This window comes from Actinomyces oris (assembly GCF_001929375.1).
Taxonomy (GTDB): domain Bacteria; phylum Actinomycetota; class Actinomycetes; order Actinomycetales; family Actinomycetaceae; genus Actinomyces; species Actinomyces oris_B.
This window is the reverse complement of record NZ_MSGO01000036.1, coordinates 58,946-83,322: the sequence shown is the minus strand read 5'-3', so window position 1 is coordinate 83,322 and position 24,377 is coordinate 58,946. Positions and strand designations below refer to the sequence as shown.

General features: G+C 68.5%; 22 protein-coding genes. 6 read left to right on the top strand and 16 right to left on the bottom strand.

From position 1 onward, the window contains the following. Positions 1–182: 182 nt before the first annotated feature. From BKH32_RS08340 to BKH32_RS08330, 3 genes are all read left to right on the top strand, one after another. Complete coding sequence (locus BKH32_RS08340) at positions 183–683, top strand: NUDIX hydrolase (RefSeq protein ID WP_075249504.1); 501 nt, start codon at positions 183–185, stop codon at positions 681–683. Positions 684–874: 191 nt separating this feature from the next. Continuing rightward, positions 875–1,102 (top strand): toxin-antitoxin system antitoxin subunit, encoded by a 228-nt coding sequence (locus BKH32_RS08335; protein WP_075249503.1) that lies wholly within the window; start codon positions 875–877, stop codon positions 1,100–1,102. Beyond that, the gene (locus BKH32_RS08330) at positions 1,099–1,500 is read left to right on the top strand and encodes a type II toxin-antitoxin system VapC family toxin (RefSeq protein ID WP_075249502.1); all 402 of its coding nucleotides are present in this window, start codon (positions 1,099–1,101) and stop codon (positions 1,498–1,500) included. The genes BKH32_RS08335 and BKH32_RS08330 overlap by 4 nt, the downstream gene beginning before the upstream one ends. Positions 1,501–1,642: 142 nt before the next feature. On the opposite strand, the gene BKH32_RS08325 is transcribed toward BKH32_RS08330, so the two are convergent. After that, positions 1,643–2,965, bottom strand: a complete 1,323-nt coding sequence (locus tag BKH32_RS08325; RefSeq protein ID WP_075249501.1) for an alpha-amylase family protein — start codon at positions 2,963–2,965, stop codon at positions 1,643–1,645. A gap of 38 nt (positions 2,966–3,003) precedes the next feature. Between BKH32_RS08325 and BKH32_RS08320 the strand changes: the two genes are divergently transcribed. Together BKH32_RS08320 and BKH32_RS08315 are read left to right on the top strand one after the other, a co-directional pair. After that, positions 3,004–3,621 carry a TetR/AcrR family transcriptional regulator gene (locus BKH32_RS08320; RefSeq protein WP_075249500.1) on the top strand — a complete coding sequence of 206 codons (618 nt, stop codon included), beginning with the start codon at positions 3,004–3,006 and terminating at the stop codon, positions 3,619–3,621. Positions 3,622–3,995: 374 nt separating this feature from the next. Next, complete coding sequence (locus BKH32_RS08315) at positions 3,996–4,259, top strand: hypothetical protein (RefSeq protein ID WP_256691407.1); 264 nt, start codon at positions 3,996–3,998, stop codon at positions 4,257–4,259. Positions 4,260–4,284: 25 nt separating this feature from the next. On the opposite strand, the gene BKH32_RS13605 is transcribed toward BKH32_RS08315, so the two are convergent. The 12 genes from BKH32_RS13605 to BKH32_RS08255 all read right to left on the bottom strand — a co-directional run bounded on the left by BKH32_RS13605 (position 4,285) and on the right by BKH32_RS08255 (position 20,770). Continuing rightward, on the bottom strand, positions 4,285–6,543 hold the full coding sequence (locus BKH32_RS13605) for a DUF6571 family protein (protein ID WP_143222774.1): 2,259 nt from the start codon (positions 6,541–6,543) through the stop codon (positions 4,285–4,287). A 550-nt stretch (positions 6,544–7,093) separates the two neighbouring features. Then, positions 7,094–11,740 (bottom strand): FtsK/SpoIIIE domain-containing protein, encoded by a 4,647-nt coding sequence (locus tag BKH32_RS08305; RefSeq protein WP_075249498.1) that lies wholly within the window; start codon positions 11,738–11,740, stop codon positions 7,094–7,096. A gap of 10 nt (positions 11,741–11,750) precedes the next feature. Beyond that, the gene (locus tag BKH32_RS08300) at positions 11,751–14,429 is read right to left on the bottom strand and encodes a bacterial transcriptional activator domain-containing protein (protein ID WP_075249497.1); all 2,679 of its coding nucleotides are present in this window, start codon (positions 14,427–14,429) and stop codon (positions 11,751–11,753) included. Positions 14,430–14,431: 2 nt separating this feature from the next. Beyond that, entirely contained in the window at positions 14,432–15,139 is a 708-nt protein-coding gene (locus BKH32_RS08295; protein ID WP_256691405.1) for a TadE family protein, read from the bottom strand. Continuing rightward, on the bottom strand, positions 15,136–15,579 hold the full coding sequence (locus tag BKH32_RS08290; RefSeq protein WP_075249496.1) for a TadE/TadG family type IV pilus assembly protein: 444 nt from the start codon (positions 15,577–15,579) through the stop codon (positions 15,136–15,138). The genes BKH32_RS08295 and BKH32_RS08290 overlap by 4 nt, the downstream gene beginning before the upstream one ends. Further along, positions 15,576–15,968, bottom strand: a complete 393-nt coding sequence (locus BKH32_RS08285) for a TadE/TadG family type IV pilus assembly protein (RefSeq protein ID WP_081376752.1) — start codon at positions 15,966–15,968, stop codon at positions 15,576–15,578. The genes BKH32_RS08290 and BKH32_RS08285 overlap by 4 nt, the downstream gene beginning before the upstream one ends. A gap of 44 nt (positions 15,969–16,012) precedes the next feature. After that, entirely contained in the window at positions 16,013–16,231 is a 219-nt protein-coding gene (locus BKH32_RS08280) for a hypothetical protein (RefSeq protein WP_075249494.1), read from the bottom strand. A 49-nt stretch (positions 16,232–16,280) separates the two neighbouring features. Beyond that, positions 16,281–17,204 carry a type II secretion system F family protein gene (locus BKH32_RS08275; protein ID WP_075249493.1) on the bottom strand — a complete coding sequence of 308 codons (924 nt, stop codon included), beginning with the start codon at positions 17,202–17,204 and terminating at the stop codon, positions 16,281–16,283. Beyond that, positions 17,201–18,076: a type II secretion system F family protein gene (locus tag BKH32_RS08270; RefSeq protein WP_075249492.1), complete on the bottom strand. Its 876-nt coding sequence runs from the start codon at positions 18,074–18,076 to the stop codon at positions 17,201–17,203. The genes BKH32_RS08275 and BKH32_RS08270 overlap by 4 nt, the downstream gene beginning before the upstream one ends. Beyond that, positions 18,073–19,389, bottom strand: a complete 1,317-nt coding sequence (locus BKH32_RS08265; RefSeq protein WP_075249491.1) for a CpaF family protein — start codon at positions 19,387–19,389, stop codon at positions 18,073–18,075. Before BKH32_RS08265 ends, BKH32_RS08270 begins: the two co-directional genes overlap by 4 nt. Then, a complete protein-coding gene (locus tag BKH32_RS08260; RefSeq protein ID WP_075249490.1) occupies positions 19,386–20,144 on the bottom strand; it encodes a hypothetical protein in 759 nt (252 codons plus the stop codon). The genes BKH32_RS08265 and BKH32_RS08260 overlap by 4 nt, the downstream gene beginning before the upstream one ends. Then, positions 20,144–20,770 (bottom strand): SAF domain-containing protein, encoded by a 627-nt coding sequence (locus BKH32_RS08255; protein ID WP_256691399.1) that lies wholly within the window; start codon positions 20,768–20,770, stop codon positions 20,144–20,146. Before BKH32_RS08255 ends, BKH32_RS08260 begins: the two co-directional genes overlap by 1 nt. 411 nt (positions 20,771–21,181) lie before the next feature. On the opposite strand from BKH32_RS08255, the gene BKH32_RS08250 reads away from it, so the two are divergent. After that, complete coding sequence (locus BKH32_RS08250; protein WP_075249488.1) at positions 21,182–21,484, top strand: hypothetical protein; 303 nt, start codon at positions 21,182–21,184, stop codon at positions 21,482–21,484. 194 nt (positions 21,485–21,678) lie between these two features. On the opposite strand, the gene BKH32_RS14455 is transcribed toward BKH32_RS08250, so the two are convergent. The 3 genes from BKH32_RS14455 to BKH32_RS08235 all read right to left on the bottom strand — a co-directional run bounded on the left by BKH32_RS14455 (position 21,679) and on the right by BKH32_RS08235 (position 24,080). Further along, positions 21,679–22,089, bottom strand: a complete 411-nt coding sequence (locus tag BKH32_RS14455; RefSeq protein WP_256691397.1) for a hypothetical protein — start codon at positions 22,087–22,089, stop codon at positions 21,679–21,681. Positions 22,090–22,676: 587 nt separating this feature from the next. Beyond that, positions 22,677–23,315: a hypothetical protein gene (locus tag BKH32_RS08240; RefSeq protein WP_143222773.1), complete on the bottom strand. Its 639-nt coding sequence runs from the start codon at positions 23,313–23,315 to the stop codon at positions 22,677–22,679. Positions 23,316–23,582: 267 nt separating this feature from the next. Next, positions 23,583–24,080 carry a Dps family protein gene (locus BKH32_RS08235; protein WP_178384585.1) on the bottom strand — a complete coding sequence of 166 codons (498 nt, stop codon included), beginning with the start codon at positions 24,078–24,080 and terminating at the stop codon, positions 23,583–23,585. Between the last annotated feature and the right edge of the window lie 297 nt (positions 24,081–24,377).

The following is a 24,377-nucleotide window of genomic DNA, read 5'->3' as shown; positions in this document are numbered from 1 at the left end:
ACCACCTACCTCCCACACACTTCGACCGAATCTTCATAATCGACCCGGAGCCGCGTCGTTTATGAAGATTCGGTCGAAGTGTTAGGCGAGTGCGGCACTTGGCAGCCACCAGCGCCCGCGGCCGCACCTCCACCTGCACGGTCACCTCCACCCCGCGGCGAGTGATCGTCTAGGCTCGCGGCATGGCGACTCCGGAGTTCATCGTCTCCCTGCGGCAGAGGATCGGGCATGACATGCTGTGGCTGCCGGGGGTGAGCATCGTCGTCGTCGACGATGACGGCCGGCTCCTGCTGGGTCGGCGCGCCGACAACGGGCGCTGGGCGGTCGTCTCGGGCATCCCCGAGCCCGGCGAGCAGCCGGCGGTGGCGATCCGGCGCGAGTGCCTGGAGGAGACCGGCGTGGACGTGGAGGTGCTGGCGCTCACAAGCGTGACCGCGGGCGAGCCCTTCGCCTTCCCCAACGGGGACAACTGCGTGTTCATGGACATCAACTTCGTGGGGCGGGCGAGGCCCGGAAGCGCGGATCGCGCCCACGTGGCCGACGACGAGTCCACGCACGTGGGCTGGTTCGCGCCGGACGCGCTGCCCGAGCCGCTGCTGAGCTCGACCCCCGCACGCATCGAGGCGGCCCTGGCCTGGCTGGCCGACCCGACGTCGGGCGCACGCTTCCACCCGGCGTCCTGACGCCGAGCCGGGCATTTTTCGCGTAGCCCCACGGAGTTTCTGCCCGGCTACGCGAAATCTGCCCGGCTCGGCACAGGGGAGACGGAGACCGGGCGGAGTCACTCCGCGGGAGGCTCGACGACGAGCGGCGCCTCGCCCGGCGCGCGCACCTGGGCACAGGGCGTCTGCGCCACCCTTGGTATGATTCTGGTATGACTCAGAAGATCGCGGTGAGCCTCCCGGACGAGCAGGTCGTCTCGATTCGCCGTGCGGTCGCACAGGGCAGGGCGGCGTCGGTATCGGGATTCATCAGCGCAGCGGTCGCCCGTGTACAGCGGGAGGACGACCTCGCCCAGTTGCTGGATGACCTTGATCGCGAGCTCGGCCCCGTCGACGATGCGGACCTGGCCTGGGCTGACAAGGCGCTGGGGCTGGCGTGACCGCCGCCGGCAGAAAGGGCGTCAAGGGCCTGACCCTCGACACCGGTGCGCTACTCGCACTTGAGCGCGGGGACTCGCGGATCCGCGCGCTCCTTCGCCGGGCACTGGAGGCGGGACTGCCCCTGAGCGTGCCAGCTGGAGTCGTGGCGCAGGCCTGGCGGGGCGGTCCGCGGCAGGCCCGCGTCGCACGGCTGCTGGCGGACCCCAGTGTGCACGTGGCGCCGCTGGACGACATGACGGCGCGAGCCGTCGGTCTGCTTTGCGGACGCAGCGGACATCGAGACATCGTTGATGTTCATGTCGCCCTGCTGGCGGAGGAGCAGGGGCATACCGTGGTGACCTCCGACCCTGAAGACCTGAGTGCGGTCCACCCCGATCTCCCACTCATCACGGTCTAGACGAGCGTCGCAAACCCCGGCCGGCGACGTGCTGCATACCCGGACGCCGAGCCGGACATTTTTCGCGTAGCCCCACGGAATTTCTGCCCGGCTACGCGAAATCTGCCCGGCTCGGCACAGGCGAGACGGAGGCTGGGGGGAGTCACTCCGCGGGCGGCTCGACGACGAGCGGCGCCTCGCCCGGCGCGCGCACCTCGGCCCGCGGCGTCGGCTCGAGGGCCAGGTTCACGTGCAGCCGCTGGCCCTGCTCACCGACGGCGTCGTAGGACAGTCGCGGGTTGTCCAGCTCGGTGACCTCGGTGCGGGCGCGCACGAGCCAGGGGTGGCGGCGTCGCAGGCCGATGAGGTCCTGGTGGAGCCGCAGCATCCAGGCGCCCTGCGGCGCGAGCCCGGACGGCGTGGCTGGCAGGGCAGGGCGGACCTCGTCGTCGCCGCCGAGGGTCTCGGTCTTCACCCCGCGGAAGGCCTGCTCGTCCCCGTAGTAGACGCTGGGCACGCCGCCCACGGTCATGAGCAGGACGACGGCGAGCGCCGCCCCACCGGCCCCAACCTTGCTGGCGATGCGGGTGACGTCGTGGTTGCCGACGAAGGTGGCCGGGAGGAACCGGTCCAGCAGCTCGTTGTGGCGCTTGAGGCACCAGTCGAGCTCGTAGAAGTTGACGTCGGCCAGGGAGCTCCAGGTGGCCTTCCACAGCTCGTACTGGGTGACGGTGTCCACGGTGGAGGCCTCCACGAAGCCGGCGTAGTCGCCGTGGATGACCTCCCCCATGAACCAGGCGTCGGGGTGGCGCTCGCGCACGGTGGGCAGGACGCTCGCCCAGAAGGCGGGGTCGACGGCGTAGGCGGCGTCCAGGCGCCAGGCGCTCGCGCCGCGGTCGAGCCAGTGGGTGAGCACCCGCACGGCCAGGTCGCGCACCTCGGCGGAGTCGTGGTTGAGGGCGGCGAGCGACTCGTGCCCCTCGAAGGTCGCGTAGCCGGGGCCGGACTGCCCGTCGCCGTCCGCACCCTCCCCGCCGGCGGCGTCGTCGAAGCGGAAGAGGCCGCGCTCCTCTCCCCCGGCGCGGGCGGACCGGAAGAGGGGGTGCTCGGTGCCGACGTGCCCGAGGACGCCGTCGAGCATGAGGGCCAGGCCCCGGGTGCGGCAGGCCTCGGCGAGGCGGTCGAAGGCGGCGTCGTCCCCCAGGCGGGGGTCGATGCGCAGGTGGTCGGTGGTGTCGTAGCCGTGGGTGGATGAGGCGAAGATGGGGCCGAGCGACAGGCCGTTGGCGCCGAGCTCGACGGCGTAGTCGAGCCAGGGCTCCAGGCGGTCCAGGCGCGCGGGGGCGCCGGGCTCGGTCAGGGGCGCACCCGGTTCGGGGCGGATGGGGGCGCCGGTCGCGCCGAGGGGGTAGACCTGCCACCAGATGGCGTGGTCGATCCAGGCGGGGGTTGCGGGACGGCTTATTCCAGGTGACTCACTAACCATGTCTCCAAGGGTGCCGCTGCGCCCGTTAGCATGTCAAGGTGCCGTCCCGTACTGACAAGCGCCCCCGCCTACGCATGGATCCTGCCGAGCGCCGCGAGCTGATCCTGTCCGCGGCGAGGCGGGCTTTCGCAAGCCGCCCGTATGAGGAGGTCTCGCTGGTCGAGGTCGCGGCGGAGGCTCAGGCCTCCGAGGCGCTGGTGCACAAGTACTTCGCTGGCAAGGCCGGCCTTTACGCCGAGGTGCTCCGGCTCGCTGCTGACGACCTGGCTGAGCGCACTCGGCGGGCCGACGACGCCCTGCCGGAGAGGTCGTCGGCCCGGGACCGAGTGCGGACCTCGGTGCTGACTTACCTGGACTTCATCGCCGAGCGCTCGACCGGCTGGGTAACCTACCAGGCGCTGGCCGGGCATGACCCGGGCGACGAGGCGGCCCGGGTGAGGCGGCAGGCGCGCGAGGCGGCGGTGGCGGCCCTGGCCGAGGTGGTCGGCAGCAGTCGGGGCCACCGCGACGACTTCGCCCTGCGGGGCTACCTGGGCTTCCTCGACGACGCCTGCCTGCGCTGGGTGCACGCAGGCTGCCCCGACGACCAGCGCCACAGCCTGGTTGACGCAGCTCTGGGCTGCTTGGAAGGAGCCCTGGGCGACTGGAGGAAATAAGGCCGGGCAGCCAGAAGGGGAGGCCCCGTCTCGGCATCAAGACCTCACCCCGCAGCGGCGACGCCGGTCACCCACATCACAGGGGGCGATGATGGCTGGCGCATTGCCAGTGCCACAGCGTTGATTGCTATGCACAGGCGAGACGGCCCGCCACTAACATCCAGCCCCGCCACGGCCGTGGTCGAACCTCACGGTCGAGAACCGACCTTGTCGGCGGCGCCGCCTTGACCTAACGCCGGACTGCCCCTGTGCACGGTTGACGAACTCACCGAGCGCACCCGGCGGGCCGACGACGCCCTGCCGGAGGGGTCGTCGGCCCGGGACCGGGTGCGGACCTACCTAGACTTCATCGCTGAACGCCCCCCCCCGGCTGGGTGACCTACCAAGCGTTGGCCGGGCACGACCCGGGCGATGAGGCGGCCCGGGTGAGGCGGCAGGCGCGAGAGGCGGCGGTGGCGGCCCTGGCCGAGGTGATCGGTGGCAGCCGGGGCCACCGCGACGACTTCGCCCCGTGGGGCTACCTCGGCTTCCTCGACGACTCCTGCCTGCGCTGGGTGCGCGCCGGCTGCCCCGACACCCAGCGCCACATCCTCATCGACGCAGCACTCGGCTGCCGGGGAGGAGCCCTGGGCAACTGAGAACACGAAACAACGCGAATTTGTATCACTCCCTCAAACTTGAGCCGTCTCCAAACTTATCCTCAACCCACTCGCGCGCTTGCGTGGATCCCCGCATGACGGAATTATCAATTTCTTTGACCGTAGCATCCGCCACTTCACCCTTGTCGGCCCCATTAACACTGTCAGACCACGAATTAGTTTTCTGCACGTACTCTTTCAACTTGTCATTCATATGCACCTGAACAGGCTTACCCTCCCTGTCGACAGAAGGCACAGGACTACCTTTCTCGTCAACAGACACAGGGTTACCATTATCATCGACAAGCAGAGGCGCTCCAACAGGATTCCCCTCTCCGTCAAAAAGCACACCTTTATCTTTAGCCATGTTAACACTTCTCTCATCAAGAAGATTATACTTTGCTGCATCTGAGTACGCCCGCATACGGAGCGTATCATAACCACTGGCAGCCCCCTCCGGAATCGCAGTCGTAGGAGGATCGGGCCTTTCTCCGGTAATTGCGTCGGCAGCAACGGGACCTAAAACCGCTGCCCCTAATTCTGTGCCACCGACCGCAAGAGCTGCTCCCAAAGGAGGACATCCCGCCGTCAGAGCACCGGCTCCAAGCACTGTGGCCGCGCTAAATATGTCAATCGCACGCCCAACACCTTCTTTACGCTTCTCATAGTCTGCTTGGGTCTGCGCATTATTGTCGGCCAGCTTCTTATCAGAAATTTCACGTAGAAAAGTTTCCGTTGCGGCGGCGATTTTATACTGCGACCCAATATTCTCTCTCGTCCTTTTTTCGTCGTGAGACATTCTCTGCTCTATCAAAGAGTGTTGATAAGCACCCACTCCCACACTAATCGTGCGGGCCGCGTCCTCGTCGTCCATTACTCTATAAAGCAGTTTTGCAAGTTGGCTGTCATCGACGTTCTGCAGCACAGGCCCCAAACTTCCTTCACCGATTTGTTTCCCATTTGCCACAGCAGTGACTTCCTCTGGGGAATTCGCCACAATGAGCGCCGCACCCTCTTTCATTTTTTTCGTTATATCGCTCTTCTTAACTTTCTCGTTCATGTATCTTATACCCTGTGAAGATAGCCATGTCGCCCTCGCGTCAGCATCCTTAAGGTACTGCGGAGAACCCTCTTCATATGCCGTATTTCGGTAGGAAGAAGCTGCGCCCACCGCTGATATGAAGTACTCAATCCTGGTAGTATCCCAGCCTCTTTGCTTCAGCATGTCCCACCGTTTCTGACCTTCTTCACTTGGAATCCAGTTTCCGTTCGAGTCCACTTCTCCAGACCCTGCCATGTATTCCAGTACCGCACGAGGATCCTCTCCCATTGAGAGGATAACACTACCAAGAACATCAGCATCATATTTGCTGCCATTAATTACCTCCGAACGCCCTTTCGACTTGCTAGCATCATCCTTTTCGTAGGCTTTCGCTAGGTTGACCAGAAAATCTGTTCCAAAGAAAGCAAGACGCTCATTTGGGTTGTGGCTAATGTAACCAATCTTATTGGAGTTCGAAAATTCGGAGATGGCGGCATTTAACGTTAACCTGCTCTCATAGTTAGAACTGCCAGCCTGATAAATTTTGTCTGCTAGCTCAGTGCCACTTATAACTCGTTTACCACTGACGTCACTTCGAGACGCTGCAGCGAGAATATGCGATAAGTTCTCGAATCCCGAGCTTAAGGTTTCAGCCGTGCATGATTGCCTGGCAACTTGCATGATTTCAACAAACCGCTTTGCACCATCTTTATTGTAATCACCCTCAACAAGAGGAAGTTGTTCCCCTAGACTGATTATCAGTCTCGACGAGTATAGAGGATCGTCGCGCATTTCCTTCATTTCGTCAAGGATCTGACTGAATGAGCGCCCATCACTGGATCGACCTGTAGGTGAGTGTTTAGCCTGATAGAGTGCAGCCGCATCCGCTTCAGCTCTTCTTACGGTCTCGACACGATTGAACGCAAGAGCGTTCTTACTGGTATCCACCTCACCATCCGGAATATAGTATGAAATCATTCCGTCCACTCCCGCTGGCGTCAGGCCGCATTCGTTGGCCGTCCTAGCGGAATCTAAGCGTGCCTGAAGATCCTTGGCTTTGTCTTCTAAAACGCTCGCTGAGCCGGCAATGACCTGCAAATAAGAAGAGAGTTCAACTGGGGAGTCGTTGCGCTCATTGGCGCTTGCTACAGAACTATGTTGTTCACGTGTTTTCGCAGCATAACCTGACAGATCGGTAATTACTTTCTGCATACCCTCAGGATTGAGTGAAACGTAAGTCATCCTATTCTCCATCTTGCTCTGGGGTCATCCCATTTAACATACTCGGGTTCAGCCCCCCATTGTGAGGCTGCCCGCTCTTCTCCGGCGGAAAACTGATCAGCAATGCGCTTGACTATTCCTGCGATGTCGTCGTGCATCTTATCAGCCAGCGTCGACTTCCAAACACTGCCATCCCCACCAAGGCCGCTGACAAGACTTTCCGACGGAGACGAGGCCCCGGTTTCCGCATAATCCGCCCCTAGTTCCTGGGTAGCCTTAGATAGCGTATTGCGGACTATGCCTATTGCGGCCTTTTTTGCATTAGGGACTTCTAATTCCTGCTGATTATTCTGATCGGATGGCAACTTGCTAGGTAACACCATTAGATAATCTCACTCCTTATGAAACGATTCCCGCGCTTTCCTTGATATCATCTCGCAGTTGATGCTCGCACATGTACCGCACCGAGAGCTAAGTTGTCGCGAATCGTCGACACTTGCGTATTTGAGAAATTCCATTCACTTTCTCGGGCTTCATCAACTCCTTGAAATTCTCTTCCACTGGTCATGTCTCAGTCGATCTTCGGAACCTGCACCCAGGACCAGCCGGCGGTTGTCACCATGACGCCTCGTCCCTTGGGGACTGGGCCCCCGATGGAGCGCGGCAGCCTCGCTGACAAATGCGTCCCGTCCTCGGAGGACCTGGGCGCCAGGACCAGACCCGTGCGGGTCTTGCGCACCTGGGCCACCACGCCCCGGTACATTCCTGAGATCTCATCGATCCCGCACCCCACCAGGACACCGCCATTCGCGTCCCGGCACGTCCTCAAGTGCTCTTCAATCACGGGCCCGAGCGCATGATCGCCTCCCATCATCTCGAAATCGTCAATAACAATGAGTGTGTTCTCAGGCTCCTGCCGCAAAAGCTCCCTGAGGTCATCGGGCTTAGACTCCAGGCCCAGGCGTCCCAGAACGCCGTCGCGCCCGTCCAGGGCGATCAGCGGCGAGCGGCGCGGCAGCACCAGCACCACGCGAGTTCCACCGTCCAGCGCCCGCTGGGCCCCGAACAGGAGCGCCGTCGAGCGCCCGGAGCGCCGAGGCCCGGCCACCAGCACCCCGTTGCCGATCTCATCCATGGACACCGGGATGAGCCCCAGGTCGTCGCCGCCCACGGCCAGGGCGATGCTCCCCGGCGCCAGAGGCGGCCCGAGCTCGAGGGCCTTCTCCGCAGAGATCGCGACCGGCAGCTCGTCCACGTGGCCGGCAGAGAACTCCCGGGGAATCTCCCCCCACTTCTCGCGGCTGAGTCGGCCCGCCTCGTGGATCGCCTCTACCTGGGCGGTGCCGTCGACGTCGTCCGTCAGCAGCGCCAGCTGCACCTCGCGAGGCTTGGGCCCGCTGCGGAAGGCCCGCCCCTGCGGCATGGTCAGCGGCACTTCGCGCGCCCGCATACCCACCAGGTCGAAGTCGTCCGGGGAGGGCATCCGCAGCAGCAGCCGGTCCTCCAGCAGCATCCCGAACCGGCTGCGGAACACCGTCCGGTCCCCGGCCACCACCACGCGCAGGCCCACCGCGGCCCCCTCGCGCATGAGGCTCTCGATGCTCTCGATGATGGCCCCGCCGTCGACGTTCTCGAAGGTGGCCACAAAGTTGTCCCACCTGTCGATCAGCAGCACCAGGTAGGGCAGCCGCCCCGGTTCGGGCGTCTTGGCCCGCTGCTCGGACAGTGAGGCGAAGCCCTCGGTGGCCAGCAGCTGCTGACGTCGCGCCACCTCCCGTCCCAGCAGGGTCAGAACGCGCCGCACCCGATCCGGCTGGTCGCGGGTCGCCACCGCCCCCACGTGCGGCAGCGCCAGGCACGGCAGCAGCGCCCCGTTACCAGCGTCGATCCCGTACATGTGGACCTCCGCGGCCGACGCCGAGCGGGCCACCGCCACCGCGATCCCTCTCAGCACGCTGGAGCGCCCCGTCCGGGGTGCCCCGGCAATCCCCAGGTGCCCGGCGCGCGTGAAGTCCCAGGTCATAGGCCGCTGCTCCTGCTGAGCCGGCAGGTCCTCCAGCCCCAGGGGCAGGGCCGGCAGGAAGCCCTCGGCGCGCTCCCCGCCTCCGGACTCCCCTCCCCAGGTCTCGCCTCCCCCGGGCTCCCCCATCCGCTGCTCCACCGCGTCCAGGGTCAGCAGCTCGGGCAGCGGCGGCAGCCACGGGCTGTGCGGCTTCTCCTTGCCCATCGCCCGGTAGGCGGCCCCCATGGCGTCCACGAGCGTGGCCAGGTCCGTGGGGATCGTGGCGTCCTCCTCCACCCCCGGGGGCGCCTCCTCGGCCCGGGAGAGCTCATCCAGGCTCAGCGTCGCCGCCCGCACCGCCGCCCGGGGCAGGGCCCCCCGCGGCCGTCCCCCCACCCGGGAGGACTGGAACTGGCGCAGGCTCGCATGCCCCAGCCGCGCGTAGGCGCGCCCCGGGATCGACGGCGGGATGAAGGCGGAGGCCGCGGCCTCGATGACGTCCTGGGAGTCGTTCTCATCGGTGACCCGCAGGGCGATACGCAGGTTCGTGTTCGACTTGATCTCCGCCGAGACCACACCCGCCGGCCGCTGCGTGGCCAGCACCAGGTGCACCCCCAGCGAGCGCCCGCGCCGGGCAATGTCCACCAGCCCCGTCACGAAGTCCGGCAGCTCGGAGACCAGCGCCGCGAACTCATCGATGACGATCATCAGCCGCGGCATCGGCTCATCCCCCGGGGCCATGGCGGCCACATAGTCCTCGATGTCCTTCGCATCGGCCCCCGCCAACTGGTGCTCACGACGGCGCAGCTCGGCGCCCAGCGACTCCAGGGCCCGGGAGGTCAGGTGCCCGTCGAGGTCCGTCACCATGCCCACCGTGTGCGGCAGGCGCGCACAGTCCTTGAAGGCCGCCCCGCCCTTGTAGTCCACGAGCACGAAGGTCATGGCCTCGGGCGTGTTGCCCATGCACAGGGAGGCGATGAGGGTCTGCAGCAGCTCGGACTTACCCGAACCAGTCGTCCCGGCCACCAGGGCGTGCGGCCCGTCGGCGCGCACATCCAGCCAGAACTGCCCCTCGGCGTCCTCCCCGATGACCGCCCTCGTCGTGCGGCTGCACCGCTGCCAGACCTCCAGGACGGCGTCGGCCCCAGGTTCGGGCAGGGGCAGCACGTCCAGCAGCCGCGAGGCCGTGGGGATCGTGGAGTCCGCCCCGGCGGCGGAGACGTCGTGTACCGGCGCCAGAGCCCGGGCCACCCGCTCGCACCAGCCCTCCAGCACCAGGTCCAGGGTGACCCGCTCGACCTCGTCCTTATCCGTCTGGGAGACCGACGGCGCACCCGGCCCGGTGGACACCACGGCGCGGCACTCCTCGGGCAGGGCCGTGCGCTCCCGGTCGATGCAGATCAGGCGCACCCCCACCTCGGGGCCGCGGCGCAGCACCGAGATAAGGCCCGGGCGCAGCCGCAGGGCGTGCCCGCCGTCGAGCACCACCAGGATCTGCTCGCCGTCGGTGCTCCCGCGGCCGCGGCTGTCGGAGGCCTCCAGGCGCCGCTGCACCAGGTCCGCCAGCTCGCTGATGCGCCGGCTCACCGTCTCGTCGTCGACGCCGATCCGGGCCCGGGCCCCCATGCCCTCCGCGTTGCGCAGGTGGGGCAGCCACCTCGCCCAGGTCCAGCGATCCTCGGGCCGCTCGCCGCGCGCCGGCTCCACCAGGAGCACCATCTGCAGCTCGGCCGGTGAGTGCAGGACCGCGGCCTGGGCAGTCAGCCAGGTCGCCACCTCATGGCACCGCTCCCCGCACACGCCGACCACGCTGATGCCACCCAGGGGCACGGTCACGGGAACGTCCGGGGCCGTCCAGCGCAGCGGCTCCTCGTGCTTGGCGCGGGCGGGGTCGTCGACCTCGACGTCGCTGGGCAGGTCCGCGACCCCCACCCGCAGATCCAGCCAGTCCGGGTCCGAGGGGCGCCGCTCCCACAGCTGGGCCCGCGGCCCGGTGGCGCGCAGCAGCAGCTCGGCCGGGTCCGGGGCGTCCGTGCGCCGCAGCCCGCGCTCCTCGGTCAGCGCCTTGAAGGCCGCGTCCTCGGTCTGGTCGCGCTGCTCCTCGTACTTGCGCAGGTCCTCCCGGTAGTGCTTCCGGTTGGTGGAGCGCCCCTGGATCAGGTTGGCGATCATCATGACCGGGGAGAACAGCATGAACATGAGGGAGTAGACGCGCCCGGTGACCAGGTACATCCCACCCCCCATGACCAGCGGGGAGAGCATCATGGCGAACGGGAAGGGCGGCTTGCGCGCCTGCGAGGGCTCGCGCGGCAGCGTGAACTTGGTGACCCGGATCGGGCGGGCCAGGCGCGGGGGCCGGTTGAAGTTGATCGTCGGCGCCCCCGGGGTCGGGGAGGTCACGGCGTCGACGGCGGGTACGTACTCGAGCACCAGCAGGCTCTCCCCCACCGTGAGGACCGCCTTCTCCGGCCAGGGGGTCGCCCCCTGAAGCGGGCGTCGGTCCAGCTCCAGGAAGTGGCGCTCACCGTCGGGTTCCAGGACCTCGCGCCCGCTGAGAATCCGCTCCGCGCCCTTGTTCTTGCGCTTGCGCTTGGCGCGCCGCTTCTTCCGGCGACGACGGCGCTCGGAGGGCGCCTCATCCTCCTTCGCCGCCAGCACGAGTGGCCCCGGCAGGGGCCGGCGGCGAGGCAGCGCAAGCGGCACCGTGCGCTCGGCCACGCCCGGAGCCGGGCTCAGCATCACCCGTCCACCGTGGGAGACCGTCAGGTCGGCGACCTTCTCCCGACCCGCCTCACCCTCCAGGGTGATGTCCTGCTCGGGCCCGCCCAGGGTGTAATCGCCCAGGCTCAGGCGGTGAACCGCTCCGGCCCCGCGCCCGCCGACGACGCGCACCTCGACGACCCCGACCGGTTCGACGTCGTCAAGAACGGCCGCGCCGAGCCCCAGCAGCATGCCGTTGCGGACGGAGCCCGACCCCAGGGACGCCCGCGGGTCGAGGCGCCGCGAGCCGTGCCACAGTGACGACGGCGCAGCGCTGACCGGCTCCCCGGCGTTGACCACCAGGCGCAGGGACTGCCCCGGCGCGGTGGTGGGCACCGTGCGGTCCAGGGCGGCGGCGAGGTCGCCGACCGTGGCGTCCTCCGGGACGACGACGATGAGGTCGCGGGCCTCGTGGGCCTCCTCCAGGGGGCGCAGGACACTGATGAACAGCTGCATGGTGGTCTCCTCAGGCGGGCAGGCGCCCCACCGAGAGCCCCGGGGAGAGGTCCTCGACGAGCGCCGCGGTGGCGGGGTCGATCTGGTGGAGGTCATCGGCGCCGGCGGACTCCAGCAGGACGCGGATCTCCCGCTCCAGCTCGCCCGCGCCGCGGCGCGAGGCCAGGCGCAGGCGGTCGCGCCACAGCCCCTGGTCGAGGTCGACCACTCGCAGGCCCGTGGTGATCGCTGCGGCGGCGCCGTCGGGATCGGTATCCCCGATGAGCTCGACCATGCGGTGAGCGGCGTCGACGACGAGGGCCTCGAGCTGCCGTGCGGCGCGGACCCGGGCCAGCCAGGAGTAGTGGCCCTCGGGGGCGTCGAGGGCCATCGGTCCTCGCACCAGGCGCAGGGCCTCGGTCAGCAGCTCGACCTCCTGCTGGGGCGGGCAGCGGCGGGACGCATCCAGCAGGGAGCGCAGCACGTCCCAGTCCAGGACGGCCCCGGGCCCCAGCAGCAGCCGGCCCTCGGCGTCCTCCCGCAGGTGGGGCGCCCCCTGGGGGTCCTCGCCGAGCCAGCTGCGCAGCCGCTCCACGGTCGCCCCCACCACGTCCGCGGTGGCCCCCAGGGGCCAGAGCATGGCGCCCAGGACGGAGGGGCGGATCCCCTCGGGGTGGAGGGCCACGCAGATCGCGGCCTCGGTGAGGATGGAACGGCGCGCCTCCTCCACGGCGCCGGCCGTCTCCACCTGCGTGGTCCCCAGGACCTGGATCCGCACGGAGGCGGCGCGCAGGGCGGCGTTGGCCAGGGGCGGCGTGGGCGGGTCGGGCACCGGCGGGCGGCCGTCGTCGACGCCGGTCTCCTGGGCCGGGGCGAACAGGCCCTCCAGGGCCGCGACCTCCGCCTCGGTGGCGCGCGAGGCCGTCACCATGATGCCCAGCGGGGTGATCCGGGCGGTGCCGGAGGCGTCGATCTCGATCGTCCAGCGCCCCGGTCGGTCGCCACCGGTGCGCACCAGGGCGTAGTCGCGTCCCGGCGGCAGGGACGGGGGCGTGGCCCCGTCGCCGACGAACATGAAGGTCTTCTGCGTCTCGGGGCGCCGGCCGGTCAGGACCCCGCCGATACCGGGCAGGGCGGTGAGTCCCAGGAGACTGTCCAGGGGCTGCATGCGCTCGCCCGCGACCCGGTGCAGGGCTGCGGACAGGCCGCTCCCGACGACCACGGCGTCGCGCGACCAGGGGTTGGTGCACAGCTCCAGGGCGAAGGCGGAGACGACCTCGGCGGCCATGGCCGGGTCCCCGGTGACCGTCACGTCCCCGTCGGCGAAGGCCAGGTCGATGAGGATGTCGGCACCCGTGGGCGTGCGGCCCACCGTGACCAGTCCGGGCAGGGGGCAGGGCCGCTCGGTCAGCGACGGCTCGCGACCCGCGGGCAGCGCCCAGATCATCCCCTCGTCCTGGGACCGCCAGGGGGCGGGGGCGTCGGTCAGGGGACGCGCCAGGCGCAGGTAGCAGGCGTCGTCGTCGATGGCGACGGCGTAGGGGCGGGGGCTGCCGGGCAGGTCGTCGAGGGAGCGCAGGACCGCGCTCAGCCGCCGTGACCGGCTCTCGTCGGCCCCGACCCGCAGGAGACGCTCGAGCTCGGCGGAGTCCTCGTTGAAGGCATCCATCAGCCGACGACGCCTGGCGACGAGCACCGAGACCAGGGAGGCGGCCAGCAGCGAGCCGATCGCCGGCAGCTGGACGGGGGTGACATCGCGCAGCTCGTGGCCGAGCCCGACCGGCAGGTGGGCGCCGTCCTGCTGCGGCGTCGGAGTCTGCGGTGCCGGAGCAGGCGGCGCCGGATCGGTGGGGATGGCCTCGACCCGGGCCACGGAAGCGGCCTCCTCGGGCATGACCATGAGCCAGCCGGGCTGGATGAGCCGGGCCAGTTCCAGGCTGTCGCCGTCGGGCTGCACGCGGCCGGCGTTGAGGTCGTAGATCTGGGCGTAGGCGCGCCCGTCACCCAGGTTGCGCTCGGCGATGTCCCACAGGTTGTCGTGATAGCGGCCCTCGGGCGGCTTGACGATGTAGACGCGCTTTCCCACGAGCTGGGAGCCGATCTCCGGGTCGATCTCAACCCCGTCCACCACGTAGCGCATGTACTGCTGGCCGTGCTCGTCGCCCTGCGAGGCCGCAGCCTCGCCATCAGCCCAGGAGGCGTCGTCGGCGGGCTGCTCCGAGACGACCCCCTGACTCACCGAGACCGCCGGGGCCGGCTCCTCAGTGAGGGGGGCGGCGGCCGCGGCAACCGGGCCGCTGACGGCCCCCAGGAGCAGGACGGAGGCCACGAGTCGGCGCACCAGGGACTGCACGCCGCCCGAGAGCGGGACGTGCCCGGGCACGCCGTGGCCCTTGAGAGCGGAGACGAGCTCCACCAGGGTGCACACCGTGAACTGCAGCCAGGCCAGAGCGAGTACCCAGATGAGGACGCCCACGACGACGTCGAGGGACACGGTCTGAACGAGCAGGGCGCTCATGTCCACGCCGGTCGGCAGCGGCGGGGGCCCGACGGTGGTCAGCAGAACGGCGGGCAGGCCGATGATGATGGCGGCGAGCGTAAGGCCAGCGACCACGGAGCGCCACACCGGCGGCCGGGTGCTGCGCGCGGGCGCCCTGAACCGCTGGGGGCCGGCGGCCTGGGCACGGCGCCGTCTCGATGCGGTGGTCATGGCTACTGCCTCCACTCCAGGCCGATGGCGTTGCCCGCCTTCGGCAGTCCGGGTTTCTGTCTTTCCTTGGGGCTTTCCTCGTCGCCCCCCTGGGGCGGTTCGGGCTTGGGCTGCTCCTTGGGGCCGCCGTCGTCGACCTTGGGCGGGGCGGGCTTGGGCCGTTGCGGCTTGGGCTGTTGTGGCTTGGGCTGTTGCGGCTTGGGACGTTGTGGCTTGGGCCGCTCCTTGGGGCCGCCGTCGTCGCCGGTCTTCGGCAGGCCGGGCCTGGGCTGCTCCTTGGGGCCGAAGTCGTTGCGGGCCTCCCCGGTCACGGAGACGTGGATGGAGGGGATACCGACCAGCCGCAGCATCGTGGTGGGGACGTCGCGTTCGACCGTGACTGAGACCCGGTCGGAGGAGGCCCTGACCGTCGAGGTCTGGGCGTCGCCGGTGCGGGCCAGGTAGCTGCGTGCCGCCGACGAGGCGGCCGACGGGTCCGTCGCGGCCACTCCGGAGCCACGCAGCTTCTCCATGCTCAGCTGCTGGACTCCGACCCGGGCCGCCTGCTCGGCCTGGTCCGCCATCGTGGAGCGTGCGTTGAGAACGCGCCCGCCCTCGACGCACAGTCCGGCCATCAGCATGAGGGACGCGGCGATGATGACGACATAGACGGACACCGATCCCCGCTCCGGGTGCCGACGCAGCTCCTTGGCAATCCGGATCCCGTTCATCGTGTCCCCCTCCACTGGTCCACCGGAGCGCTCGACTCGGCCCTGACCACGGTGGCTCCGGGCAGGAAGACCAGTCCCAGGTCGGAGAGCCTGACGCGGCAGCTGACCGAGACCCTCACGGCCCCGCCCCGGCGGAAGCCTCCGACGTCGACGCCGGCCGAGCAGCTGGCGCGGGACGTGTCCGCCTGGGCCAGGCTCCGGTTGGCGGCTGCGCTGGCGGCGCTGACGGAGCGCTCCATGGAGGCGGCTCGGGCGGCGTCACGCGACGCGGCCTCGACCATCCCCTGGGCGGAGACGATGCGTCCCCCGGCGACGGCCACCATGGTGATGAGCAGCAGCACTGGGACGAGGACGACTGCCTCAATGGACATGGTTCCCCTCTCCGAGCCGGCGGCCACGATGGCGCGACGCCGGATCTGCTTCTTTCTGATGTGTTTCATCGGTCGCTCCGGAAGGTCTCCCGCTGCGAGGTCACCGAGGCCTTCACCCGTGGTGACAGTCCGGCGACGACGTCGATGGCCTTCCCTGAGACGCGCACCGTGACCTCGTCCCCCGTGGTGGAGACGTCGATCGCGATGTCGGTGAGCGCGCGGCCGCCGACGCGGCGGGCGTAGGCGACGCCGTTGGCCTTGGCCGCCGAGGTGCGCTCGCCCGCCTCGGGGTTCACGCGCGCCTCGCGCGCCACCTCGCGGGCAGTGGCGATGGCGACCTCGTTGCCGTACCAGACCAGCGCCACCTGCACCGTGATCAGCACGATCAGCAGAAGCAGCGGGAAGAAGATGATCAGCTCGACGCTGGAGGCGCCCGTCTCCTGACTCAAGCGGCCCATGACGCGTTCTCTCCAATTCCTCATGAGGAACCGACCCCAGGTGGTCAGTTGCCGCCGATCTGGGGGACTTGAAGGCCGTTGGAGGCGTTGGAGACCAGGCCGTAGATGGCGCGGCCCACGAGCGCGGCCAGGACGATGAGGAAGCCGGTGATGATGACCCACTCGACGGTCGAGGCCCCCTTCTCCTCGTCCAGGAGACGACGCCCCACCTTGTCGCGCACGTCGGCGGCGAGTGTGTGAAGGGTGATGAGGAGAGACAGCATGGTGTTCCTTCTTTCTAGAGATCCGAACGAATACGAATGACTGCGGGCCCTAGAGCGAGCCCATGATTCCGGTCAGGGCGGGGTAGACGAGGAAGACGATGAATCCCATGGCGACGATGAGCTGGGCTACGAGCATGGACTCGGAGTTCTCTCCGGCCTTGCCCTCGGCGTCGGACAGGTCGCGGCGGCGCATGCTGGAGGCCCGGGCGCCCAGGGACTCGCGGATCTTGGCGCCGTCCTCGGCCACGAGGGCCAGGGCGGCGGACAGGTCTCGCAGCTCGTCGATGCGCAGCTGGGTGCCCAGCCGGCCCAGGGCCTCCCAGGGCGTGTCCCCGCGCAGCCGGGCGGCGTCGAGGGCGTTGCGGATGCGGAGCATGGCGGGGTCCTCGGAGAGGCTGGAGGCGGCGTCGAGGGCCTCGGGGACGCCGCGCCCCGCGGACAGGGACATGGCCACGAGGTCCAGGTAGGAGCCGACGACGTGGCGGAAGTCCCGTCGGGCATCCTGGGCCTGTCGGCGCAGGCGGGCCGTGGGCACCAGCAGACCGGCGACCCCCAGGGCGAGGCTCAGCAGCAGGGGCACCGACCACCCCAGGGGCGCCCCCATGACCTGCATGAGGCCGACGACGATGATCGGGACCATGAAGGCCCCCAGCCCGGTGAACAGGGAGATGGCCAGGTGCCGCTCCAGGGAGCGCCCCACGACGGCCAGGTCAGTGGTCAGGAAGGTGAGGTCGGCCCCGGTGCGTCGGGCCAGGGAGGTGACCCGGAGGCTGAAGAGGTCCACCCATGGGGGCATCGTGGCCTCGGAGGGGTTGAGGCGCCTCACGTCCTCACGCATACGCCCCTCGTTGCGGCGGGTGTCCAGCTCGGCCAGGGCAGCGGCGGGCTGGGTGGCGGGCGGGGCGAGGATGAGTCCGAGGAGCAGGACGCCGGCTCCACTGAGCGCACCGCCGATGAGGATCCAGGTGATCATGCGTTCTCACCTCCGGCCGGGGCGGTGACGGTCAGGAAGCGGCGCGGCAGCTGAACGCCGGCCAGGCGCCGCATCCAGAGCATGCCCACGGCGAAGAGGGCGACGACGACGACCAGGACCAGCTGTCCGCGCACGCTGGAGTAGGGGGCCACGAAGCTGCGGTTGAGGACGGCCAGGCCCAGCATGATGACGATGGAGAAGACGACGACGATCTGGGCCGAGCGCCGGGTGCCGGCGCGCGAGGCCGAGACGCGCTGGCGCATGTCGAGCTCGGAGCGGGCGGTGTCCGCCAGGGCGCCGAGCAGCTGGCGCAGGCCGGGGCCGCGCAGGCGGGCGTTCATGATGAGGGCGCAGACAATGAGGTCCGCCGTGGGGTCGTCCAGGCTGTCGGCGAACTGGCGCAGCGCCGTCGGCAGGGGGACGCGCACGCGCATGCGGTCGGCCAGGAGGGCCAGGTCCTCGCGGATCACCGGGGCGGAGGCGTAGACGGTGGCGGGGATGGCCTGCTCCAGGCCCACGGCGCCGGCGATGGTGTCGCGCAGGGACTCGGCCCAGGTGGCCAGGGCCTCGATCTTGGCGGCGGCGAGCTTCTCCTGCTTGGTCCCGCCGAAGAGCATCGGCCAGACGACGACGAGCGCGCCGGCGGCGACGGCCATGACGACCCATCGGGTGGCGACCAGCAGGGCCAGCCCGACGGCGAGGCCGGCGACGATCCGGCCGGAGAACCCCTTGAGGCGCTCGCGCAGGGCACGGGAGGGGCCGGGGCGCTGGGGAATCATGTCGACCCCCATGAGGAAGCCGACCAGGAGGAAGAGCCCTGCCCCGACGAGGGCACCGGCGAGGATGGCGACGGTGGCGGTGGCCTGGTTCACGCGTAACCTCCCCGGTAGGCGGCGGCGGGGTCGTAGCCGGCCGCCATGAGGTCGTTGACGCAGCCGATCGGTGCGGCCGGCTGGGCGGTCCCACTCCCGTCGTCGGCGAAGACCTCACTGGACAGGACCCGCCCGTCGACGCCGTTGACCTCGCGCACGGAGGCGACGTAGCGGCGCAGCCTGCCGCCCTGGGAGAAGCGGTTCTCCCGGGTCAGGAAGATGACGAAGTCGACGGCCCCGGCGATCAGGAGGTTGGTGGCGTCCTGGGGCAGGTGCTCGGCGGACTGGATGGCGTAGGTGGCGATGCGGTTGAACACCTCGGAGGAGGAGTTCGCGTGGATGGTGGACAGTGAGCCGTCGTTGCCCTGGCTCATGGCGTTGAGCATGGTGACGATCTCGTCGCCCAGGACCTCACCGACGATGACCCGCGAGGGGTTCATGCGCAGCGAGCGCCGCACCAGGTCCGCCATGGAGATCGCGCCGGAGCCCTCGGAGTTGGGCAGGCGCTCCTCGAAGGCGACGACGTTGGGGTGCAGGTCGGCGAACTCGCCCAGCCCCAGCTCCAGGGCGCGCTCAACGGTGATGAGGCGCTCCTCGGGCGGGATCTCGTTGGCCAGGGCGCGCAGGAAGGTGGTCTTCCCGGCGTTCGTGGCGCCGGCGATCATGATGTTCTTGCGGGCCCGCACGGCCGCCGAGCAGAAGGCGGCCAGCCGCGGGGTCAGGGAGCCGAGCCGGACCAGGTCATCAAGGCCCACCCGGTCCAGGCGGGCTCGGCGCACCGAGATCGAGGGGCGCGAGCAGACCTCCATGACGGCGGACAGGCGCGAGCCGTCCGGCAGGCGCAGGTCCAGCTGGGGGTTGGCCGAGTCGAAGGGGCGCGAGGCCAGACCGGAGTAGGAGCCGAGGACCTGAACGAGCTCGATGAGCTCCTCGTCGGACTCGGCCACCGGGGCGCCGCGCTCCTCACGGCCGTCGGCGTATTGGATGAAGACGTTGTCGTAGCCGTTGATGTCGACGTTCTCGACGTCCTTGTCATCCAGCAGGGGCTGGAGGCGGCCGACACCGAAGAGCGCCGCGTGGATGCCCTGGGAGATCTCTTCCTCTTCCTGGGCGTTGAGCGGGCTGCGGCCGGCGGCGATCTCGGTGCGGGCGTGCTGCTCGAGCACCCGCCCGATGAGGGCGCGGGCGAACTGGCGCTCGTCCTCGGCGGACATCGGGGGGATGCCGGAGGTGGCGTCATCGCGGCGCTGCTGGGCCAGGAGGTCGGCGACCTCCTCACGCATGTCGCGGACGAGTCCCTGATCGACGCTCATGAGGCACCTCCGTTGACGCCCACACCGGCCAGGGCGGTGGCCACGGTCCGGGCCGAGCGCACCAGGAGGGTCTGCCCCAGAGGCCGGGCGCGGCGGCCCGCCAGGGAGTCGGCGGCGTTCTGGTCGAAGGCCAGGGCGCCGACGACGGGGATCTCCAGGCCGCTGCCTCGCAGCAGCCGGGTCAGGTCACCGCCCTCGTGGCGCGCCTTCCAGGGGGCGATGAGCAGGACTCCGAGGCGGACCTGCTCGGAGCGGCGGGAGGTCTCGGCGGCGATCCAGGACAGGCGCTCGCGCAGGTGGCCGTAGTTCTCCACGCCGGGACGCACGACGACCAGCGCGATATCGGAGGCCATGGCCACGCCCAGGCTCGGAGAACCGGGAGACAGGCGCCCGACGTCGGCGATGACGTCCCCGCCCTGACGAAGACTGGCGGCCAGTCCCGCCCAGCCCGCCCCGATGGCCGTCGCCTGGTCGGGGCGCGACAGGCCCACGAGGACCGGCAGGTCGCCCTCGATGACGGTGAGATGGTCCCGCAGGGGTGCGGCCGGGTCGCGGCGGGTCGCGGCGGCCAGGGAGACGACGCCCCGGTCACTGTCCAGGGGGATCCCCTCACGGGAGTGGGTGCGGTAGACCAGGTCGGAGCCGACCGGGTCGAGCTCAGCCAGGACAACAGGTCGCGGCCAGACCGCGGCGAGCACATGAGCGCTCGTCGAGGCTCCCGGGGAGCCTTTGGCGGAGGCGATCGAGATGAGCATCAGCTCTCCTTGATCGGCTGGTTGGTCGCGGTCTGGACGACGGCGATGGTCCCGTTGGCCGAGGCGCTGGCGAGCTTGGCGGCGTCACTGCGCTTGACGACGAGAGAGATGACGGCGCCGGAGGTCCAGTCGTCCTGCGTGCCGGAGGAGGGGGTGGCCTTGAGGACCTGCGCGCCCTCGATGGAGACCGACTGGTTGCCGACGTCCACGACGTCGACCATGTCCCCGGCGCCCAGGCCCCCTGCGGGGAAGCGGCCGGAGGCGACTGAGACGCCGACGACCTGCTGATCCCCGCCGGGGACGGGGGCCGTGGCGATCTGGGAGGCGTCCAGGAGCTGGCCCTTGGCGACCTCGACCCGTGCCGTGCGCCCGATGACCTGATCGATCTGGTCCGCGGGGATGAGGGTCCTCAGGTCCGAGGAGACCGAGGCGGAGACCAGGTTCTCCTTGGCGATGGTCTGGCCGGCCTGGATCGTGTCGGCCGCGGCGAGCATCTGGACCCGCTTGTCCATCTGGACCGCCAGCAGGCCCGCGAGCAGGGCGCCCCCGACGATCAGCAGCACGGCGAGCGCGGCCAGCAGGGGACGCCGCTCACGCGGTGCCGACGGCAGGCGCGCACTGTCCACGCCCTCACGGGGGCGGACACGCCTCTCCTTGCCGGAATGACGATCGTGACGCTCGGACGCGCGTCCAGACAAACGGGATGCCATCAGGGAATACCTCACGCGAATCAAGAATGTGCATTGGAGATTCATTGGGACGCATCAAGAGCACGCCTGTTGAATCGGATAGACACATCGTAGGCAGGCCCCAATATCTCGCCCATGGGGATCTACCCCCACACAAAACAAGGATGGGGATGGATCCCCACGTTGAAACGTAGATGGGGATCCATCCCCACATTGAAATAAAGGACGGTTTTCCTCTTGACTGCCCCTTCCCCCATCGCAGAAAGTAGTGGCAGGCGCACCACCACGGGCGACCTGAATCCGCAAACCCGTGCGGAGACAACCCCCATTCAGAAGAAGGAGATCACCGTGGCCGCAATTAAGGCAGACCTCGACACCCTCGCCGAGCTGTACAGGACCCTGAAGAACAACGTGGAGACCACTAACACCATCCAGACGCAGGTTGACGGGTCAGTGAATAGCGCGGTGTGGGAGAGCACGAACGCCACTGAGTTCCGCGAGCAGTGGAGCACGAGCTTCAAGCCGGCACTGAAGTCCTTGGAGGACGCGCTCGCCAAGGCCGGCACGGACGTGGCGCAGAACCACAACAACCTGGCCATCTCTGGTGGGGAGAGCGTGGAGCACCTCGCCCCGGTCTCCCCCATCGCCTGAGTCTCGCGGATACCGCCCCGACAGCGCACGGTGGTCTGGGAACATGACTGTTCCCAGACCACCGTGTTCGCTTTCCACACGAATATGCCGCCCAGCGGAGGTGAGGAGGGGCAGTCAACATCAAAGGGCTGCGGGAGGAACGGCGTTCCTCCCGCAGCCCGATCATTCCGTCGGCTTGCGGCGCGGCGGGACCCTCAGTTCCGGGGGCCGGTGTTGAGGCTCTGCGCCTCCCCCACCCTCAGCGACAGGCTTCCGGAGGTCGACACCGATGGCAGACCCCCTCGGGCGCCGTCGGTGGCCGTGTACGAGGCGCTGTAGGACACCCCGGCTCTCATCGATGTGCTCCCTCCCAAGTGCGCCGAGCTGCGTGTGAAGGTGATCGTGCACGAGCTGCTCCCCTCCGGCATCCCCGGCCGCCACGGGGTGCCGAATCCCCGGCAGGAGACCTTGCTGTCCGGAGCCGACAGCGTCAGGCCGGAGGATGTTGCGGTGACGGTTGCCGTCACCGGCCCGGCAGTCGCCGTTGCCGTCACCGACTGAGGCGTCTGCGCACTCGCCCACACCCAGTTCTCCACGCCGACCAGGGTCTGCACGTCATCACCCATCTGCGGATTCATCTCCACTGACGGAGGTGGAATCTCCACCGCCTTCCAGGCCGCCTTGGCCAACGTCCCCCCGTCAATGACCGGCGCAGGCGGTTGACCGCCGGCAGGAACATATACGAAGCCATTCTTCGCATGAAACTCTTCAGATAACCTGCCGTACTCCTCAGTACTCATGTCAGCCGGAGGGACACACAGTGGATAATACCAATGCCCCTCCCGATCATTCTCATGATCTCGCCAGTTCGGGTGGGTGGAGTCGAATGAATCCATGAACCTGTCCCTCTTGGGGGCTTTCATAGAAGCGGCCGCCTCGGCGCCACTTTCTCCTTTTTGATAACGACACACAGGTTGTACCCGCGCCGAGATCTGACGGTTGGACGTCGCTGTCCCGCCGGCCCCCTTCGATCCGGAAGTGGCGGAGTTGTAGGACACTGACACGGAGATAGTGACGCCGCCGTCGGCATTCTGAGAGGAGTGCCCCGAGACGCCACCTCCCTCCGCAAAAGCCGGGGATGACGGGAGCAGACCCACAGGGGCGATCACCGCGCAGGTCGCCGTCGCCAGGCCGATGCCTATCATCATTGTCTTCAGCATTGATCCACGCCTTCCACTGAGGAGTTGTTGACGACCCAGCCCTGTTCGTTTCTGATCAGGCCCACCGCGAGGGTGATCTTGTGGCCGAGGTCGTCGGAGGGGACCTGTACCCCGTCTTGAGAGACCAGGCGGACCTTCGTCTCATCGGCGCACGCAACGACGGTCGATGACATGTGGTCGGAACTGACCTGAGCCGAGGTGATGGCGGCGGAGGCCTCCCCCTCGACGTGCTGCCCGGCGGCGGCCCGCTCGTCGTAGACCTTCTTGAAGGCCTGGTACTGGTCCCCGGTGGTGACGGACTCGACCTTGGCCGTCTCCTTCATGTCCCGGTAGGCCTCCCAGGTCGCCCGGTCGTAGTCGACATAGGCCTTGACCACCTGGGACTGCTCCGCATCCAGGTCTTTCGGGATCGAGGTCACCGTGTACGACGTCGTCGGATCCGACAGCGACCTCTCCGTCACGGGGGCGTCGCCGCCCGAGGCGCCGGCAGCGGCGGAGGCCTCTGCGCCCGCGGTCCTCAACGGCGGCACGGCACCGCCCGGTGCGGCTCCGCTCGATGAGCAGCCCGCCAGCGCGCATGAGGCGACCAGGACCAGCCCGCCCCACGGATATAAGCGACGACGGCGGAACATGAGCTACCTCCACAAGCCAGGATGACCATTCCCCACATATTCGTGGGCAAATTGACCATACCCGCCCGCATACGGCCCCGTCACTAGCGAATACCTGTTTTTGCATGGGGATTGACCCCCATTCCTTTTCGGCCGCTCTCATCTCCGCAGCCCGGGCCTGCATGAACTGAGCCGACGCCTGAATAAACGACGGTGGGCGACCCCGAAGTGCTCGGGATCGCCCACCGTTATCGGTTGTGGTTGCGGCTGCGCCGCTCCTCAGTCGGCTCAGCGCACGGGCTTGCGGACCTCGGCGGAGAGGAACCAAGCCTGCTGCTCGAGCTTGCCGATGAGATCCTCGACGATGCCGGAGGAGGTCGGGTCCTCGGAGTCGACGTCCTCGTCCACGCCGCGCAGGGTGGCGACGACGGCCTCGATGGCGGAGACGATGTAGGCGACGCCCTCACCGGTGAGGATCTCGCCCTCGGGGGCGGCCGGGACGGTGGTGGCGGCGGAGACGGTGGCCGGGCGGCCGTCGGGGACGGCGTTGATGGCGCGCATGCGCTCGGCGACCTCGTCGGAGCCCTCGCGGGCGATGTCGACGACCTCGTCGAGGTTGAGGTGGACATCGCGGAAGTTCGGGCCAACGATGTTCCAGTGGATCTGCTTGCCGACGAGCTCGAGGGCGATGAGGTCGGTCAGGACGCGCTGGAGGTTGTCGCTCAGGGCGGCGGAGGCGGTGAAGGAGAGGTTGATGGACGGCGTGGTCATGATGTCTGCGTTCATGGCCATTACTTTACTACGTCGCCAGCCCCTGTGGGTGTTACTTATGATTCACAGGCAAGCCATGCCTCACCTGAAACCAAGGCTCACCTGCCCGGACGCACCTCTCAAGATGAACGACAGAGCGAACGCCCCCCGCCCACGGGTGCGATGACAGCAGCAGATGGCACGTGGACACCAACGCGAGCCGACTGGCATAATGACGGGGAGCCATCCGGCGGTCACCGGACGGCTCCCCTTAGGTAAGCGGCTCATCCGAACCACTTGCCGAGGGCATCCACAAGGACACTGACGGCCCGG

Bases quoted from the DNA above. Each gene is read 5' to 3' on its own strand.
- BKH32_RS08300 (WP_075249497.1), bottom strand. From the start codon at position 14,429: ATGACCACCGCATCGAGACGGCGCCGTGCCCAGGCCGCCGGCCCCCAG.
- BKH32_RS14455 (WP_256691397.1), bottom strand. From the start codon at position 22,089: ATGGGTGATGACGTGCAGACCCTGGTCGGCGTGGAGAACTGGGTGTGG.
- BKH32_RS08260 (WP_075249490.1), bottom strand. From the start codon at position 20,144: ATGCTCATCTCGATCGCCTCCGCCAAAGGCTCCCCGGGAGCCTCGACG.
- BKH32_RS08290 (WP_075249496.1), bottom strand. From the start codon at position 15,579: ATGAAACACATCAGAAAGAAGCAGATCCGGCGTCGCGCCATCGTGGCC.
- BKH32_RS08275 (WP_075249493.1), bottom strand. From the start codon at position 17,204: ATGATCACCTGGATCCTCATCGGCGGTGCGCTCAGTGGAGCCGGCGTC.
- BKH32_RS08295 (WP_256691405.1), bottom strand. From the start codon at position 15,139: ATGAACGGGATCCGGATTGCCAAGGAGCTGCGTCGGCACCCGGAGCGG.
- BKH32_RS08285 (WP_081376752.1), bottom strand. From the start codon at position 15,968: ATGGGCCGCTTGAGTCAGGAGACGGGCGCCTCCAGCGTCGAGCTGATC.
- BKH32_RS13605 (WP_143222774.1), bottom strand. From the start codon at position 6,543: ATGACTTACGTTTCACTCAATCCTGAGGGTATGCAGAAAGTAATTACC.
- BKH32_RS08325 (WP_075249501.1), bottom strand. From the start codon at position 2,965: ATGGTTAGTGAGTCACCTGGAATAAGCCGTCCCGCAACCCCCGCCTGG.
- BKH32_RS08240 (WP_143222773.1), bottom strand. From the start codon at position 23,315: ATGTTCCGCCGTCGTCGCTTATATCCGTGGGGCGGGCTGGTCCTGGTC.
- BKH32_RS08305 (WP_075249498.1), bottom strand. From the start codon at position 11,740: ATGCAGCTGTTCATCAGTGTCCTGCGCCCCCTGGAGGAGGCCCACGAG.
- BKH32_RS08340 (WP_075249504.1), top strand. From the start codon at position 183: ATGGCGACTCCGGAGTTCATCGTCTCCCTGCGGCAGAGGATCGGGCAT.
- BKH32_RS08235 (WP_178384585.1), bottom strand. From the start codon at position 24,080: ATGAACGCAGACATCATGACCACGCCGTCCATCAACCTCTCCTTCACC.
- BKH32_RS08265 (WP_075249491.1), bottom strand. From the start codon at position 19,389: ATGAGCGTCGATCAGGGACTCGTCCGCGACATGCGTGAGGAGGTCGCC.
- BKH32_RS08280 (WP_075249494.1), bottom strand. From the start codon at position 16,231: ATGCTGTCTCTCCTCATCACCCTTCACACACTCGCCGCCGACGTGCGC.
- BKH32_RS08335 (WP_075249503.1), top strand. From the start codon at position 875: ATGACTCAGAAGATCGCGGTGAGCCTCCCGGACGAGCAGGTCGTCTCG.